At 50.3% G+C, this 17713-nt stretch carries 16 protein-coding genes; 9 read left to right on the top strand and 7 right to left on the bottom strand.

What is annotated here, in order from left to right:
- Nucleotides 1–85: 85 nt before the first annotated feature.
- From B9D94_RS22500 to B9D94_RS22485, 4 genes are all read right to left on the bottom strand, one after another.
- Complete coding sequence (locus B9D94_RS22500; protein WP_148248011.1) at nt 86–814, bottom strand: Tat pathway signal protein; 729 nt, start codon at nt 812–814, stop codon at nt 86–88.
- Nucleotides 811–1689, bottom strand: a complete 879-nt coding sequence (locus tag B9D94_RS22495; protein WP_063478816.1) for an ATP-binding cassette domain-containing protein — start codon at nt 1687–1689, stop codon at nt 811–813. The genes B9D94_RS22500 and B9D94_RS22495 overlap by 4 nt, the downstream gene beginning before the upstream one ends.
- A complete protein-coding gene (locus B9D94_RS22490) occupies nt 1679–2065 on the bottom strand; it encodes a GntR family transcriptional regulator (RefSeq protein ID WP_036641280.1) in 387 nt (128 codons plus the stop codon). Before B9D94_RS22490 ends, B9D94_RS22495 begins: the two co-directional genes overlap by 11 nt.
- Nucleotides 2066–2241: 176 nt before the next feature.
- Nucleotides 2242–2838, bottom strand: a complete 597-nt coding sequence (locus B9D94_RS22485; protein WP_148248010.1) for a M15 family metallopeptidase — start codon at nt 2836–2838, stop codon at nt 2242–2244.
- 195 nt (nt 2839–3033) lie between these two features.
- Here B9D94_RS22485 and B9D94_RS22480 point away from each other — a divergent pair, with 195 nt between their 5' ends.
- From B9D94_RS22480 to B9D94_RS22445, 8 genes are all read left to right on the top strand, one after another.
- Entirely contained in the window at nt 3034–3561 is a 528-nt protein-coding gene (locus B9D94_RS22480) for a hypothetical protein (RefSeq protein WP_148248009.1), read from the top strand.
- Nucleotides 3562–3842: 281 nt separating this feature from the next.
- Nucleotides 3843–4712 (top strand): MurR/RpiR family transcriptional regulator, encoded by an 870-nt coding sequence (locus tag B9D94_RS22475; protein ID WP_006208669.1) that lies wholly within the window; start codon nt 3843–3845, stop codon nt 4710–4712.
- Between the two features lie 106 nt (nt 4713–4818).
- Nucleotides 4819–5781: an ROK family protein gene (locus tag B9D94_RS22470; protein WP_148248008.1), complete on the top strand. Its 963-nt coding sequence runs from the start codon at nt 4819–4821 to the stop codon at nt 5779–5781.
- Nucleotides 5782–6034: 253 nt separating this feature from the next.
- Nucleotides 6035–7351 (top strand): ABC transporter substrate-binding protein, encoded by a 1317-nt coding sequence (locus B9D94_RS22465; protein ID WP_253806013.1) that lies wholly within the window; start codon nt 6035–6037, stop codon nt 7349–7351.
- A gap of 94 nt (nt 7352–7445) precedes the next feature.
- Nucleotides 7446–8375: a carbohydrate ABC transporter permease gene (locus B9D94_RS22460; protein WP_148248007.1), complete on the top strand. Its 930-nt coding sequence runs from the start codon at nt 7446–7448 to the stop codon at nt 8373–8375.
- A complete protein-coding gene (locus tag B9D94_RS22455; RefSeq protein WP_148248006.1) occupies nt 8375–9208 on the top strand; it encodes a carbohydrate ABC transporter permease in 834 nt (277 codons plus the stop codon). Before B9D94_RS22460 ends, B9D94_RS22455 begins: the two co-directional genes overlap by 1 nt.
- Before the next feature lie 46 nt (nt 9209–9254).
- Nucleotides 9255–9941, top strand: coding sequence for an N-acetylmannosamine-6-phosphate 2-epimerase (locus B9D94_RS22450; protein WP_040680339.1), 687 nt, complete (start codon nt 9255–9257; stop codon nt 9939–9941).
- Nucleotides 9942–10119: 178 nt separating this feature from the next.
- A complete protein-coding gene (locus tag B9D94_RS22445; RefSeq protein ID WP_148248005.1) occupies nt 10120–12039 on the top strand; it encodes a DUF4855 domain-containing protein in 1920 nt (639 codons plus the stop codon).
- Nucleotides 12040–12305: 266 nt separating this feature from the next.
- Here the strand turns inward: B9D94_RS22445 and B9D94_RS22440 are convergent, their stop codons facing one another.
- The 3 genes from B9D94_RS22440 to B9D94_RS22430 all read right to left on the bottom strand — a co-directional run bounded on the left by B9D94_RS22440 (nt 12306) and on the right by B9D94_RS22430 (nt 15416).
- Nucleotides 12306–13487 (bottom strand): MalY/PatB family protein, encoded by a 1182-nt coding sequence (locus tag B9D94_RS22440; protein ID WP_036641291.1) that lies wholly within the window; start codon nt 13485–13487, stop codon nt 12306–12308.
- 35 nt (nt 13488–13522) lie between these two features.
- Nucleotides 13523–14446 carry an AEC family transporter gene (locus B9D94_RS22435; RefSeq protein ID WP_036641293.1) on the bottom strand — a complete coding sequence of 308 codons (924 nt, stop codon included), beginning with the start codon at nt 14444–14446 and terminating at the stop codon, nt 13523–13525.
- A gap of 250 nt (nt 14447–14696) precedes the next feature.
- Nucleotides 14697–15416 carry a 3-ketoacyl-ACP reductase gene (locus B9D94_RS22430; RefSeq protein ID WP_006208678.1) on the bottom strand — a complete coding sequence of 240 codons (720 nt, stop codon included), beginning with the start codon at nt 15414–15416 and terminating at the stop codon, nt 14697–14699.
- Nucleotides 15417–15591: 175 nt separating this feature from the next.
- Here B9D94_RS22430 and B9D94_RS22425 point away from each other — a divergent pair, with 175 nt between their 5' ends.
- Nucleotides 15592–17709, top strand: a complete 2118-nt coding sequence (locus tag B9D94_RS22425) for a class I SAM-dependent methyltransferase (RefSeq protein ID WP_148248004.1) — start codon at nt 15592–15594, stop codon at nt 17707–17709.
- The last annotated feature ends 4 nt before the right edge of the window (nt 17710–17713 follow it).

The following is a 17713-nucleotide window of genomic DNA, read 5'->3' as shown; positions in this document are numbered from 1 at the left end:
AAATGATGGCATCAGATCGTAAAATGGCTGATCTTGGGCAGACGAGTGTCGCTGCCCATGGATCAGCCATTTTTTTGCGTACAGGTTACATCTTAATTGTCACTCTTCGGGTTATCAGTCGGATCAGAATAAGCGTTATCAGAATGACAACGAGGGAGCCAATAAGAGAAACTGGCAGCGTGACGGAAAGGTCTGTTGTGACCGGCAGCCACTGTTCCCATATGGAAGAGAGCTCGAATTGCCACAATGCATCCATGAAGCTGATCAACACGAGGGCTACGGCGATCATCCCCAAGCCGCGAATCCAGCCAAACCGGTAAAATCCGGATCCGATCATCCATCCCATCAGATAATAGATCAAGATTTGCACGCCGAAGGAGACAAGTGTCAGCAGCCAGCTGTTATCAAACGCCTGCAGCAGCGAAGTACTTCCCGCATCTTGCGATGCAAACATCAAGGCAATCTGCTGAATCAGAGCTGTGACAACCGGAAATGCCAGGGATAGATAGACGGCCGCCAAGGCAGCTCCATTAAAGAATTCCTTGCGCGTAATCCCGTGTCTTACGTAATAGCTAAGAAAGCTGTAGGCCGAAATAATGCCGATAACGAGCATAAATCCTTTGGTTGAGCGGTAAGCGATGGAGAAGAAGTCCTCCTCCGCGAATCCTTCGCGAACATTGACACCGATGCTGGAGCCGATGCCGACTCCAAAATAGATTAGCAGCACAATAGATAGAAATCCCAACGCCCAGCTGCCTTGCTGCACAAACATATCTCTCGCTACTTTGGTTACGGCCGAAGACGTCTTATTCATGCGGTGTATTCCTCCCCCGTAAGATGGATAAACAAGTCCTGGAGCGAGATCGGACCGAGCTCAAGTCCAGCACGGCGTGCGGCGATTAGAGATTCCTCGCTTAACTCCCCGTAGATCATGACGGATTTCGTAGAGCCGAGCTGCTGTACGTTGAGCACGTTCATGCCCCGGATGAATTCATCCACTTTTGCCGCCATACCTGTAATGGATACGCCCCTGGATGTGAGGCTTTCGTAGTCCTCATGCAGCACCAATCGGCCTTTATGAATGATAATGACTTCTTCAAACAAATAGTCCATTTCAGAGACCAGGTGGGTGGAGAGGATGAACGTCCGAGGGTGACGCGCTTGATCCTCCAACAGCTCCCGGTAGAAAATTTCACGAGTCGGCGCATCCATTCCGAGATAAACTTCGTCCAGAATGGTAACGGGCGATCGGCTGGCGAGACCGATGCATACGTTAAAGGCGGATTGCATCCCTTTGGAGAGCTGCTTCAGCTGTTTATTCAGGGGCAAATTGAATTTACGGGCAAGCTCAAGGCCATAATCGATATCAAAGTGAGGCCGGTATCTGGCTATCGATTCAAATGTTGATTTTATTTTGTCCGACTCGTCTTTATAGTCAACATCGTAGATGAAGGAGATTTCCTTCATCATGTTTGCATTTTCGAAGGGCACCTCGCCGCCAATTGTAACCGATCCCGAGGAGGGCGTGCGATAGGAAGCCAGGACGGACAGAAGCGAGGTTTTACCTGCGCCATTGCGCCCGAGGAGACCGTAAATTTTGCCTGCCGGGAGAGAGAAGGAAACATCCCGGACGGCTTCGACGCCTCCGTATGCCACCGATACGCGGTCAAACTGTACATCAAGATTCATGGGGGTCACTTCCTTTTAACTGGGTTATGATTTGAAAAAGCTCATCCGTGGACAAACCGAGTTTGTCTGCTTCCTGCACCATGGGCAATACAAAATCATCTGCAAATGCGCTTTTCCTCGTTTGGAGCAGCTTCTCCTTTGCTCCTTCTGCAACAAACATGCCGACACCTCGCTTTTTGTAAATAAGTCCGGAATCAACGAGGAGGTTGATCCCTTTCAGCACTGTGATGTGATTGATTTTGTAAAATTGGGACAGCTGCGTTGTGGAAGGAACCTGCTCACCTTCAAGCAATTGATCGTTTACGATCTGGTCCTCGATCTTCTCCTTGATTTGGATGAACAGGGGCTTGTTATCCGGATGTACGGTACCGCTCAATAAGAATCACCGCCTTGCTTTCATGGCCTGTTAAGGTTATATGCTTATATATATTACTATATAACCAGAATGTGAATGGGATGTCAAGCACGCCTGCGAAATATCGTTGAACAAAAAAAGAAGACCCATGTTCAATACATGAGCCTTCTATCGATACCCTCTTATTTTTGTATTTCTCATTTTATTGCTTCCAAATATTCATGGGATTCCATAGGAGGGAGCTTGCCCCGTTTCAAATCTCGTATCGTCAGTCCGAAATCGATTTGCAGATGCGGATAATCGGGAAAGTTGGCCCAATCGCCGCCCCACTGGAAGCCTAAATGTTTTGCAATCTCCACAACCTCCATCCAGTCAGCCTTGCCGTTTCCGTTCCCGTCATATTCCATGTCCCAGATGACGCTGCCGTCCTTTTGCTTCAGCGCAAAATCAATGGCTAAGCCATAATTATGCAGTGATTCGCCTGCCTTGGCGTTGGTCACAATATTGCCCGCTGTACTGCGGCCCTGATTGTAAATTCGGGTCTGTTCCTCATGGCTTCGGTACCCATCGGTAATGACGATCGTAATTCCTTTTTCCTTGGTGAGACGGACGAGTTCGTTCTTTTGCTGTAACACGTAGGGGTGGAGCTGGGTAACTTTAGGGGTTTCTTTATGATTAAAATCAAAATCGAGATCGTTGAAAATTCCCGGTATCGAGGTTTGCAGCTGCATATAAAATATGGCAAGTAATAGGGCAACAATAAGGAATAGTGTCGTTTTTTTGCGTTTAATCATGCGGATTCTTTAATCTACCTACTTTCGTGCTTGGCGTAAGGTCACTCGTAACTTCAGTCATCCTCTATTATATCGGCATCCCGCCCTGTGATCCAGCAGAGCTGCCTGATGACCATATATCAACATGAATAGAAATTCATGGTTGAACACATTCTATTCGTAAAACGGACGCTATCCGAAAAAAGGGGAATCGTGATGAGTCATATTCAAAACATGTCCATGAGACTTAACCAGCTATCCAGTCAATTGACCGCTGCAGGGCAGAACGGCCGTTTGGATGAAGTTGGGTTGATTGTCAGCGAGCTCAGCCAGCTCTACACCGAGCTTCAGAACTTGCAGGCTGCGGTTACATCTGAAACCTCTTCCTCCGCCCGGCAGGAGCTGGTGAATTGTCGTATCGTGCTGCACGGCATGATGGATGCTGTGCAGGATATCCGAACTGCTACGGCGGAGCAGTATCGGCAGGTGCTGGGCGAGAACAAAACGGTGTTTGAGCAGCTGGATGAGGCCGCTCAACAAAGCGAATATTCGCAAGCCTATCAATATCGTCTGGCGTTTAAGCAGATGGATGAAGTCAGCCAGCATCTCCATCAGCTGGATGGATCGATGCTGGATACGGGATATCAGCTCGAGCGGGGAGCGATGGCTGGTGACACTCTGAACGGAGCCGTCCAGAGTGAGGATTTGACCCTTGGTACAGACGAGGGTGGAACCATGATGTAAGAGAGAGCGGACTGCACGCGAAAGAGTGTGTCCCCGTGCTGCAGATTTGGAAGGTATCCGCATGTCATGTCCTGCGGAGAGTTTAGGACCCGAATTGCCATAAGAGCGAGTGCGTTAAACGCTGCGTTCTGGAAAAAGTGTTCTCCAGTAAAGCTGCAGATCCTGCCACAGGATACTGGCAGCTTCTTTTTTTTAGGATTGAAAGAAAACTCTTTTTTAATATATAATTAAGGAGAAAATATTCTTTTTGTGTTAGTTTAGAGAGAAATGAGGGACGTGGAATGGCAAGAGTAGGCCCGAGACTGAATCAATCCAATACACTGCTGATGATATCCAGCATCTATTCTTCTCTGACCAAGACGGAGAAGAAAGTAGCTGATTATGTAAAAGCTTATCCGGAAGAAACGGTACTGGCAACTGTAACGGATTTGTCCGAGAAAGCGGGAGTTGGCGAGACCTCCGTCATCCGATTTTGCCGCAAATTAGGATTCAGGGGCTTTCATGAGTTTAAGCTCTCGGTGGCGCAGGATCTGGTGGATCGCCCTCCGTCTGTGATCGATACCTCCATCGATGAGCAGGATGACATGATGACCGTTGCCCGCAAGCTGACGTTGCAGCATGAGATTCTGCTGAAGAACACGCTGGATCTGGTCAATACGGATAATCTGAAAATGGCGGTGGATAAGCTGTTAGCCGCAAACAAAGTGTATGTCTATGGCGTGGGTTCATCCGGTATAACGGCCCTGGATTTGCACTATCAGCTGATGAGGCTGGGGCTGAATGTGGAAGCGCACCGGGACTCGCACATTATTGCGATGTCGGCTTCTTTGCTGAAGAAAGGGGATCTGGTTTTTGCGATTTCGACTTCAGGCAGTACGCGCGATCTGGTCGATCCAGTGAAGGAAGCGAAGAAGAATGGCGCGGATGTCATCTGCTTGACCGGTCATCTCCGTTCTCCGATTGCCACTTACGCCGACACGGTTCTTCTGGTATCTTCACGCGAAATGCCGACGGAGGGCGGGGCGCTGGCGACAAAATTCATGCAGACGTATATGCTGAACATTCTGACCACGCTCTTAACGATGAAAAAGGTGGATGCCTCAGAGTCGCTGGAGAAAACCGCGAGGTCGGTTGTAGATAAGCTGTACTAGTGAATCGATCCCCGGAATCGATTCACATACGCGCTTAGGGGTGCCGGACAGAAGGAGCTATTGGATTTTTTGATCATAAAGGGAGTGAAGGGAGTGTTTCCTGGCGATGAGTTACGCGATCGGCGTTGATATTGGGGGGACGAAGGTCCAGTTTGCCGTCATCGATAGAGAAGGGAATATAACGAACCGACATCGGGTGCCAACCGAGGCGAATAAAGGACCGGAGCAGCTTATGAACAAAGTGCTGCTTGGCATCGACATGATGATGGAATCCATTGATCAAGAAGAAGAGATCCAGGGCATCGGCATCGGCAGCGCCGGTCAAATCGATTACCGGGAAGGGACCGTTCGATATGCGGGAGATACGCTGCCGGACTGGACGGGGACAGCCATTAAAGAAATGATCGCCCGTCGCTACAACACTTCGGTTTATGTTGACAATGATGTTAATGTCATTGCGATTGCCGAGAAGATGTACGGTGTTGGCAAGGATTGCGACCATTTTGTATGTCTTGCGCTGGGCACGGGAATTGGCGGTGCAGTCATGGAAGCGGGCCGTCTTATTCGAGGTGTCTTTGGTGGAGCGGCCGAGCTGGGTCATGTCAGTATTGATATTAATGGTCCCCGCTGCAGCTGCGGGAATAATGGATGCGTTGAGTTGTATGCATCAGGCAGCGGGATTGCCAGACTGGGTCTTGAGATGCAGCGTAATGGAAGCGCTTCATATGCGTGGAGGCCTACTGCCCGGGACATTATTCAGGCTTGGCATCAGCATGATCCGTCTGCAACGCAAGTGATGAGAATCGTCATTCGGGCACTCGGTTCCGCTATTGCAGGGTATATACATACATTTAATCCGGAGGCTGTTGTTGTCGGCGGTGGCGTGGCGCAGTCCGGCCCCCGTTTCTTGCAGGCACTCGATCAGGAAGTCAACGCAAGAACTTCTTCATATATGAGGGGTTGCTGTCGTCTGATTCCCGCTAACTTTGGAAGTGACGCAGGTGTGATCGGAGCAGCCGCTCAAGTATGGCATTACGGAGAGTCATCTTGTTCGCAGTATATGATATAAAAGAATTATTACTCCATAATTTTATTATTAAATAAATATTTATTTTTATGATTACGGGTATGCCATTGAAACGTGAAATCATATGCGGGGCAAGGATTATGTTGATAATCCTTGCTCTTTTTGCGTTTTTATAAAAATATAAATTAGAAAATTAAGGATTGACTAAAGAGAAAATATCCATTAATTTTTGTTTAGAAGGATTTTTTCTTCAGAACGAATTGTAAAATCCATGACATGTTGGAGGGTGAGTCATTTGAAGAGGCACTATAGAAAGAAGACGTTTCACGTTATGCTCCTGTTATTATTAGCTTTCACGACCGTATTGAGTGCATGTTCCGGAACTGGCGACACTGCCGGAAAACCCGGCGAGGGCGGTAAGGTGGAAATTCAATTATGGAGCTCTGCTACAGCAGAAAACGCGAAGCCGATTGAGAATGCTATAGCGAAATTCAATGAAAGCCAGGACGACATCGTAGTCAAGACACTCAGCAACCAGGATCATCAGAAACAATTAACCGCGATTTCAGGGGGCAGTGCTCCGGATATCATCGTAACGCAGTGGAATAATATCGGCCCATGGTCCGCTGCCGGTGCGGTACAGTCCCTAGAAGAATTCATCAAGCGCGACGGTTATGACACCAGTCAGATCATTCCTGCGGCGCTGGATCGCATGAAGGTCAATCATGAGATATTCGGTCTACCGATCTCTATGAGCATGGCCAACAAATTGTTTTACAACAAACAAGCGTTTGAGGAAGCAGGGCTGACAGCTCCGCCGGAGACGCTTGAAGAGCTGTTCGCATATGCGAAGAAACTGACCAAGAAGGATGCTAAAGGAAACATCACGCAAATGGGCTTTATACCGGATTACCCTTGGATCGATAATGTCTTCTGGCCGATCATCTTCAACGGTTCATGGGATGACGGCAGCGGGAAGCTGACGGCGAACCAGGAAGCGAATGTGAAGGCCATCGATTATCAAATGAATTATTATCGGGAATTCGGGCAGGAGAGCATCGATAAATTCAAATCGGGCATGGGCGGCCTCGAGACTCCGCAGGATCCGATCCTGACCGGCAAGCTGTCCATGATTATCGGCTGGGAGAACTGGTATGTGGAGCATCGCGGCGAGGATAAGGAAGTGGGAGTAGCACCATTCCCGTATCCGGCGGCGAACCCTGAGCTCAAAGGCTCCGGCATGGTCAGTCCGATTGCCATGTTCATTCCGTCCAAGGCGAAGCATCAGGATGAGGCATGGAAGGTGATGCAGTACCTGCTCGGTGAGGACGTTCAGATTGAATACAGCATTGAGTTCGGTTCCATCCCGGTTCTAACGAAAACACTCGATAATCCGAAGCTTACGGAGAATCAAGAGGTGAAGGAACTGTGGGATTATTATGAAAGCGCTAAAAACCCGAATTTGAAGGGCTTCCCGAACAGTATCTACATTAACGAATACTTGCAGACCTTGAACGAAGAGACGGAGAAGGCACTCAAAGGGCAGATAACGGCCCAGGAAGCAATGGATAATGTCGTGAACAAAATGCAGCCGATCGCAGACAAGAAATAATCCTGATGATGCAAGGAGCGGTGAGCACGATGGTTTAGCAAGCAAGCCGCTCCTTTTGCATGCTGTTGTTTTTTCACTTGGAGGTGAATGTCACATGGAACGTTTGGAACCCCGGAGCGGTATGAGAAGCAGGGAAAGGAAACGGCTGTTCATCGGACTTTTATTTTTAAGTCCTTGGATATTCGGCTTTCTGGTCTTCCAGCTCTATCCGATCATCACGTCATTGTATTACAGCTTCACGGAGTACAACCTGTTTACCTCGCCTCAGTGGGTCGGACTGGATAATTATGCGGAGATGGCCCAAGACGGCAAGATGCTCTCCTCTCTGTACAATACCGCATTCATGGCTTTGTTCGGATTCTTTCCGCAGCTTGCGTACGCACTGGGCATTGCTCTGCTGTTGAATCAAAGCGTAAAAGGACTGTCCCTGTATCGGACGATTTATTTCCTGCCCACACTTGTCCCGGCTGTAGCGGGGTCATTGCTGTGGATTTGGCTGCTGAACGCGCAGTACGGTCTGGTCAATCAGATGCTGGGTGCGATCGGCCTGCCGGAGCCGAACTGGCTGATGGACGAGAACTGGACCAAGCCTTCGCTGATTTTGATGGGTTTTTGGGGGACCGGAACCATTACGATCATGTATTTGGCAGCACTGCAGGAAGTGCCCAGGATGTATTATGAGGCCGCTTCCATTGATGGAGCGAACAAATGGCACAAGTTCTGGCATATCACATTGCCCGCCATCTCGCCCATGACCTTCTTTCAGCTCATTATGGGGCTCATCGGCTCCTTCCAATATTTCTCCCAAGGCTATGTGTTTGCGGAATCAAGCAACCAGGCCATTGGCGGACCGGGGAACTCGATTTTGTTCTATGCAATTTATTTGTTCCAAAATGCCTTCATGTTCCTGAAGATGGGGTACGCTTCAGCCATGGCATGGATATTGTTTGTGATTGTCCTGCTCCTGACCCTGTTAATCTTCAAGACATCCAGCAGGTGGGTTTTCTATGGAGGTGAAAAATAATGAACACGGCATCCATCGGCAGAAAGATCCTCCCGCATCTGCTATTGATCATCGTTGGTCTGCTGTTTCTGGCACCCTTTGCGTGGCTGCTGCTGACGACCTTCAAGACGGAGGATGAAATCTTTGTCATTCCGATACAATGGATCCCCAAGGAATGGATATGGGATAACTACGTGAATGCGGTCAGCATGATCCCGTTCATTAAATACACCTGGAACACCGTCGTGATTGCCTTGATGAGTGTTGCCGGCGTGGTCCTGTTGTCACCGCTGGTGGCGTACGGCTTTTCGCGAATCCAATTTAAAGGCCGAAACCTGCTGTTTATCCTGATGCTCAGCACGCTGATGCTTCCCATGCAGGTAACCATGATACCGCTGTATGTTGTATTCAACAAAGTGAATCTGCTGAATTCCAACTGGCCCCTGGTGCTGTCCGCGTGGTTCGGTACGGGAATGGCATACAATGTGTTTTTGATCCGGCAGTTTTTTAACGGCATTCCGATGGAGCTTACCGAATCTGCCAAAATCGACGGTGCGTCGGAGTTTCGCATCTATGCCCAAATTGTGCTGCCCCTTGCCAAGCCGGCCCTTCTGACAATCGGACTGTTTACGTTTCTGGCCGCATGGGGCGATTTCCAGGGAGCGTTGATCTATCTTAACGACCAGGAGACATGGACACTGTCTATCGGGCTTAAGCAGTTTATTCGGGAGAATGGGGTGGAATGGGGGCCATTAATGGCAGCCGCTACGCTGTTTACGATTCCGATCATCATCCTGTATTTCTTCGTTCAGAAGAAGTTTATCGAAGGTATTACCATTACGGGGCTGAAGTAAGCGATCGATCACACATTTCATTCTAAAACAGATGTAGGAGCTAATTATGAGGCGAATGATTACAGATAGAGGATTAGTTGTGTCTTGTCAGGCATATGAGGGTGAGCCGCTGTTTGGGCCTCTGCATATGGCCGAAATGGCGAAAGCAGCCGTGCTCGGCGGCGCAATTGGCATTCGGGCCAATGGGACGGCCGATATTTCCGCGATTAAAGCGGCTGTTAACGTTCCGGTTATCGGCCTGCTGAAACGGCAGGTCGAAGATTATCCTGTTTACATCACGCCGACTCTGGAGGATGCCCTTGCTGTCCATGAGGCAGGCGCCGATATTGTGGCCATGGACGGGACGCGGAGGCCGAGACCGGATGGAAGAACACTGAAAGAGGTTGTGGAGGAACTGATGGGTCAGGGGATCCATGTGATGGCAGATGTATCCACTTTGGAAGAGGGGTTATATGCTGCCGATTTAGGCGTTCACTATATTTCCACGACGTTGTCGGGGTACACCTCGTACAGTCTCGACACCCATAAACCGGATATTGGATTGGTTGCCCGGCTGGTGCAGGAAACGCGGCTCCCCGTTATAGCGGAGGGCAGGTTTACCAGCGCAGATGAGATGATTCAGGCTCTCAATGCCGGTGCCAGGTTTGTGGTGGTCGGCAGTGCGATTACACGCCCGCAGGACATTACCGAGCGTTATCGGAAGTCGATTGAAGCGGCAGTGGATTTGAACTAGGGAAAGCGCAGGGGGAGTAACAGAGCAAAGATAAAGATACTTGAAGGCATGTAAGGGGGTGAGATGACGTAACGGAGTGAGCCTGCTGTGCCGGCAAGGATATAGGGAGAATAGATAGTTCGGCACGATGAAGAGTGGTGAGCGATCAGGAAGATTGATATGAGGAGGGTAATTCAATATGCGTTCTATAAAACAGCGGATATCCTTAGCCATGATGTTGGTCATGATGTTCTCGATTGTTCCCTTAACGTATGCAGACGAGGCTCAATCGGGAGTTCGAAATCTGGCAAGAGATGCAACCTACACTTGGTCGGAAGCTCCCGAAAGTGCTTATCCCGATCCGGGAAACAAGTTGAATGACGGAATACACGGAACTCGCAACGTGCTTGATCCTGCATGGGTCGGGCATCTTCGCAAAAAAACGCGGGAGGTCGTGTTTGATCTGGGCGAACCCAAATCCATCTCGGGCATTAACGCGCGTTTTTTGCAGGATTGGCCGGGTTCAGCGATTCTGTTTCCCTTAACGGTATCGATGTACGTCTCGGACGATAATGTTCACTGGGCGAACTTGACGAATAAAGCAACACAGACATTATGGGTGGATGGTCCGCCTGTAGATGAAACTTACGCTTGGGATAGTCAAGCAGATGGTGTACCCGGTTTTGATGAGGCGGAGTTCGCTTATGCGCGTTATGTGAAGGTGACCTTCTCTATGCATACAAGAGCCTGGACCTTCATCGATGAAATCGAGATCACCGGTACGGATGGCAAAGCTTCCGGCGCGGTCCAGCTTCCGGCGCAAGACTTCAACTATTTGCAGCCGGGAGAGGCAACTGCGGGCATTCATAATCTGTCCCTCTTGTACAATGGACAGTATGCGAATGGGGAAGGTGACTGGAGCAAGGAGGAGATCATTCCCCAGATCAGTTACGTGAACCAGGATGGAGAACCGGTGGATTGGCTCTTTGACGGGGTTCTTACGCTCGGATTGATATCGCCGGATGGGCGTGACTATGGCGGCGGCGCGAACCTGAAGGACTGGAATTGGTACCTTGACAAAACGTTTGACGCGGATGGTGAGATGTACCAGCTCAATGAAGCCACCAAGGAGGTAGGAGTCAAGCTGGGACAGCCTGACCACAAAACCAAAGTCGTTGTAATGATCCCGGATACAGGTGAGTATCAAACCGACTTTGGTGACGTGGACGGAGATGGAATCTCCGAAAACTTTAATGGTGGGGCTATTGGCGAGGAGTCGGCCATGGCGAACAGGCAAAAGGCGATCCGCTGGTGGATGGACGAAGTGCTGCAGCGTTGGGACACTAACCAATACTCGAACCTGGAGCTGGTCGGTTTATACTGGTTGTCCGAACAGGTAAGCACAAGCGCTTCCGGACCGGATATGCTGAAATATGTGAATGGCCAAATTCATGACGAAGGACTGAAGTCTTTCTGGATCCCTCATTTCTTGGCTTATAAGAGTTATATGTGGGATGAGGTCGGATTTGATGCGGTGGCATTCCAGCCGAACTATTTCTTCGAAGACATGGGTAATGAGCGTCTGGACGATGCGGCCTACACAGCCAAACGGTTCGGAATGGGCGTTGAGATCGAATTTGACGGACGGATGTTGGGCGATCAAGTATTCCGTAATCGGTATAAGGAATATCTGGACGGAGGCGTAAAGTACGGGTATATGAAGGATGCGTTCAAAGCGTATTACATGGGCTCCGGTCCGGTGTTGAGAGATGCGGCGACAAGCCAGGATCCGGATATCCGAATGATGTATGACTGGCTGTATCAGTTTGTTAAAGGGACGTACCAGCTGGAAAATACCGGTTCTCTGCACCTGAAAGGGCTGGTGGATCAGCTGGAGCAGGCAGGTGAATTTGCGAACCAAGGGGCTGCCCGTTCGCTGGTTGCAAAGTTGGATTCGGTCATCCGCTTCGAAGAGAAAGGGAACAAGAAGCAGGCAGCCCACCATTTGGAGGGCTTTATGAAATTGCTGGATAGCCATAAGCAGAGTGGGGCGGTATCGGCCAGAGCCTATCCCTTGCTAAAGGCAAACGGCGAGTATTTGGCAAAGCATTTGCAGTAGCCTTTGACGGAAAATATGTTTGCTGCCAAGCGAGCATGCATGGGGAAGCGGCAGAAATTTCCGCTTTTAGCCGGGAATAATGTGAAGGGAGCCCAAGGTATTCAGGGTTAATGGCCGTGGGCTCCTTTAAGATAAATCAGGATATTCGGGGTCAACAGCGATCGGAAGAATCTTCGTCTCGCAGCGTCCTTATAACAGACAAAGGGGCCGCCCTCAGGTCAAGTGACTGGGACGGCCCCTGTTTATCGTTAGATCGCTAATTGATTTTACGCTTTCCGCCATGCCTCGATGGCTTGATGCAGGCGAGACAGCGCCTCTTGAACGGTGGCGCGCGTACAAGCCAAGTTCATGCGCATAAAGCCCTCGCCATCCTTGCCGAAGGAAGCGCCGCTGTTTAATCCAAGCTTGGCCTCATGAACCAGGAAGCGGGTCAGCTCTTCGTGGGACAAGCCCATCTGCCGGAAATCGATCCATAGCAGGTAAGTAGCTTCCGGCATAAATACCTTCAGCTCAGGCAGGTGCTCTTGTGCGTAATTCCGAACAAGCTCCATGTTCCCGCGAATGTATACCAGGAGCTCATCCAGCCATGGCTCGCCCTCACGATAAGCGGCCTCGGTGGCAGCAGCACCCATTGGTGTGATAGAGCCGATGGAGTATCGATTCAGTATTTTACGGAACTTGCTGCGCAGCTGTGCATTCGGAATGATCATGTTCGCCGTATTCAGGCCAGCGATATTAAACGTCTTGCTCGGTGCGGTGCAGATGATGGAACGCCCCTCGGCATCCTCCGATAGAGCTGCGAATGGTGTATGGCCGCCTTGCTCGAATACAAGGTCCGCATGGATCTCATCGGATACAACGAGTACATCATATTGCTGGCACAGGGAGGCCAGACGCTCCAATTCCTCTTTGCTCCACACCCGGCCCACCGGGTTGTGCGGACTGCACAGAATGATCATTTTGACATTGCCGGTAGAGAAGCTGTTCTCCAGATCCTCAAAATCCATCGAGTAATCCCCATCTTCGCTCAGGCGAAGCGGATTATGTATAAGCTCACGCCCATGCTCCTGTACGACGCGGTAGAACGGCGGATAAACCGGTGTCTGGATGACGACTTGGTCACCTGGCTCGGTGAATGCATCCACGATGAGGCTGAGTGCCGGAACCACACCCGGACAGAATTGAATCCATTCCTGCTGGATCGTCCAGCTGTGGCGGTTCTTCATCCAATCAGCAATGGCCCCCCGGTACGACTCGGTCGGGAAGGTGTATCCGAACACACCGTGTTCCACCCGTTTATGGAGTGCCTCAATGACAGCCGGCGGTGCTGAAAAATCCATGTCCGCCACCCACATCGGGAGCACATCGGGCGCGCCGAAGACGGTGGGAACGTTATCCCATTTCTCACAGGCGGTTCTGTTACGGTCAATAGCAAGATCAAAGTTCATATGTAATTTCCTCCTAGTCAGAGCTGAATTAGCGGTTAAGCTATAAATTTGGCTAATGTGATTAAGCCGGTAATCGTAATTACGTTTAGTATGGTCGATATCAGGACGGTTTGTGCAGCAAAATCAGGTTCATTTTGATATTCTTCCGCCAGAATGGATGAATTTACCCCGACCGGCATGCCGGAGGCGATAATGAGCGCTTGAGCCGGGATGCCTTTGAGCCCGAGGAGCAGTACAATCAGAATGCCGATCGCAGGCGCAACCAGAAGACGCAGCAGAACGCTCAGATATACATCAAGGCGGCGCAGGCGAAGCGGATATTTGATAATCTGTGCGCCCAGCGTCAGCAGAGCGATTGCCACCATGGATTGGTCCGCATACGTAAGCGGCTGTGATATAAAGACCGGGAGCGGCAGAGCCAGGGCATGCAGCAGAATTCCGATGACAAGGGCATAGGGTACGGGCATTTTCAAGAAGCCGATAATGGCTTGTTTGTATAACCCTTCCGTCTTGGCGCCTTGAATGGAAATAACTCCGTACGTGAACGTAAGGAGGCTCTGAAAGGACATGATGAGCGCTTGAACCGAGCCGGCCATCGGATCGCCCTTGAAGGCCAGATCATTGATCGGAAGGCCGTAATTGCCCGAGTTGTCCAGCAGCAGGCTATTGGTAAACGCAGCCTTCATACCCCGATTGAACCTGCGCTGTTTGGCAACCAGCGTGCTGATCAGGTAGAGGACACCGATATAGAGCGCATAGAACAAGGCCACCATGCCCAGCAGCTGCGGCGACATCTTGGATTCATACATACTCATAAATACGGCTGCAGGCGTAATGTAATAAAAGTTGATCTTCGCGAGTGTGTACAAATCGAGCTTAAAGGCATATTGCATAATGATGCCAAAGCCTATCAGGACAAAGATGGGGAGAACCACTTCGAGTAAAATGTCGGCGATCATGCTGTAGTCATCTTCTTTCCATGAGTGTTACCTTAAGGTGAATATCCGGCTGTTCGTGTTAGACCATGTCATTATATCATGACCATGCAGTGTTGACACTTGATTCCGTATGGAAAAAAGAATCGGGATTCCACCAACCTATGACCATCGCTAGTTATGTTCGCATTACGCAAAAAGGGTGTCCCGTGGCCAGTGGCCAGGAAACACCCTTGAATCAATATAGCAATATAACGCCAGCCTCAGCGCGTCTTTATTGCGGGTTTGTTGTCCAAATCCCGGCGGATTTGACAAATACCCGCTGCGGCAGCTTGAGTGCCGCCAGCACAAGCTCGGCCACATCCTCCGGCTGCATCATCCGGTCCTCGTCCCCAATCTTAAGACCGGCGTTAACGGCAAGATCCGTGTTGACGGTGCTTGGGGTCAGGGCGGTTACACGGATGTTATGTTTGCGTACCTCCTGCAGTACGGCTTCAGTCAGTCCCATAACGGCAAATTTAGAAGCGTTGTAAGCAGAGCCTGTGGCAAAACCACGCTCTCCGGCCGTGGAGGAGATGTTGACGATATCTCCCTTGTTGTGCTCAATCATGCCAGGCAGCGCTGCGCGCAGCATATAATAAGTGCCCATCAGATTGACATCAACGATGCGTTTCCATGCTTCCGGCTCCATATCCAGCAGATTCCCAAACTGGGCAATCCCCGCATTGTTAATCAGAATGTCCACCGAGCCCAGCTCCATGTTCACCGCGGCAAAAGCTGCCTCTGCCTCACTTTGCACAGAAACATCGGCAACAGCAGCTACCGCTCTGACGCCATATTGTTCTACAATCAGGGCGCTAAGCGGCTCCAGGTCCGAGGCAGTGCGGGCAACGAGCCCAACATGCACGCCTTCCTTGGCAAGAGCGATGGCTAGGGCGCGTCCGATCCCTTTACCTGCACCCGTTATCAGGGCTGTTTTATTTTTTAGGCTCATGACCTTCACTCCTTCACATAAATAAAAAATATGGTTTCGTTGACCAGTATACCCTGATCCTATACCAACTACCAAATGTGGCGATCCATCGACTGGGAATTTGTTATAATCGTAGCAGCATGAAATACATAACCGTTCATTTGATTACAGGAATACAGGAAGTGGAGGATCAACTATGCTGCACGCACTGGATGCCATTACCGCTATTCGTCAGGGGGATGAGACGGCTGCAAAGCCTCATTCGTGGCTGATGAAGCTGGTATCGGCTGAAGAAAGAATCGTGAACCTGGAACGAATTACATCCATCGGACAATTGGCAGCGGCAAACCCTGTGCTGGATTACGTAGAACGCACGTTAAAGATACTGGATTCACTGCCTGTGTCCTATTGGATCAAGGAACTGCTGGAGGAAGTGCTGATGTGGGCTGAAACCGCCAAGGGCGGAACCATGCGGGATCGCCTTCGCTGGCAGCAGTCAGGGGTCAATTTGTTCCTGCATAATATCGGGTCTGCCCAGCTGTATGAGAGACATATCCGGGATACCGGAGGCGTCATGACCCCGCATGAAGAGATGGTCCACACACTCATTCTTACCCACGGACTGGTGGGTCAACACATTCGGGGAGAGGTGCCTTTTGAGGAAAACCTGCCCCTGCTTCAGTTGGTGGAACAGGGACAACTGACAGCAGATGAGCTGATCCGGCTGCTGATCCCTCTAAACCACTGCATCGTCGGTGCCGTATCGGAAGAGCTTTGGCATTCCGTTCAGGAAGAAGTCACGGCGCTCATTCGCCGTCTCGCAACTGGGACGCAGCCGAATATGTGGACGTATGAGGACCGTCTGCGCCGTCTTCGAACCGCCTCCATTGCCCGGGGCGAGGACTTCGACCGGCAGCTGAGTCAGATCCGTCAGCAGACGGATTTGACGCAAGCGCTTCACGGATTTCAGAATATGACGCTCTGGTATGTCGAAGCCGCATTGCAGGATTACTCACTGGAAGAGTTTATGAAGGTTCTTCTGCTTGCCCTTCACCCGAAGAAGTTGTACAGGGAGAGGCAGCAGGAGGAGGTGAATCCGGGTTCTGTGAGCCACTTAAGCTTCGAACCGTTGATGAACGATATGTATTACGATTATCAAGGCGTTAAGAAGCTGAACGTATACAAGAAAAGAATGATTGAGCAATATTTGCGCCAAATGGATTGGAATACTTGCCTTCATGGGCCAGCTACCGTCAATCCTCATCTGAGTCACCGGATTGAACGGAAGCCGGAGCTGCCGGACACGGTATTCTTTACCTTTGAATTCTCTCGAGCGGCCGAGAAATTAATCGAGTTCTGCATCGAGGCGGAGAAGTCTCCACTCTATGAGAAGGCGGTGCTGCTGCTGTTCGACCTGTTCGGGCTGCGCCGGGATGCGTATGACCGGTTTCATAATGAAGAGAGTTACTTGAACGATATGAACAGTACAGGCGATTACAAGAAAGTGATTCTGGATTATATCACGGGAGAGGTTGTGCTTGATATTGGTCCTGGCGGCGGTGTGCTGCTTGATCTGATGGAGGAACAGCTGCCGCATGTGCGTCCGTTCGGGATCGACATATCCTCGAATGTGATTGAAGCTTTGGAGAAACGCAAACGTCTGGAGTATAAGACATGGGAGGTACTGAAGGGAGATGCGCTTCGTCTTAGGGAATATGTGGAGCCGGGCAGTGTCGACACTGTAATCTTCTCCTCGATCATTCATGAGCTGTACTCCTACATTGAGATGGACGGCTTCCGTTTCAATAGGGCTACGGTAGAGGCGGCATTATTCAGTGCCTACGAGGTGCTTAGACCTGGCGGCCGCATCATTATCCGGGACGGGATTATGACCGAGCCGGTGGATACGATGAGAAGGATCCGTTTCCGGGAAGCGGATGGTCTGGAATGGCTGCTTCGGTATGCGTCCGACTTCAAGGGACGGGCGATTGTTTACGAGCAGCTGGCTCAGGATGAAGTGCGTTTGCCTGTGAACGATGCGATGGAATTTTTGTACACCTATACTTGGGGAGCCGAAGCTTATGTTCATGAGGTGCAGGAGCAGTTTGGCTATTTCACGCCTTCACAGTACGAAGAATGTATACGTAAGACATTAGGAGAAGAAGCGATTATCCGGGTCCAGCAGCATTATCTGCAGGAAGGGTATGCGGAAGCATTGGCCGATCGTATTGTGTTCATGGACGAGGAAGGTCAGCCGGTGAAGCTGCCCGACAGCACCTGCCTGTATGTCATAGAGAAACCAGCCCATTCGTAACAGC

The organism is Paenibacillus sp. Cedars (assembly GCF_003184205.1).
GTDB lineage: Bacteria > Bacillota > Bacilli > Paenibacillales > Paenibacillaceae > Paenibacillus_AQ > Paenibacillus_AQ glucanolyticus.
The sequence above is the reverse complement of the archived record's forward strand: the minus strand, read 5'-3'. Positions and strand labels throughout refer to the sequence as shown.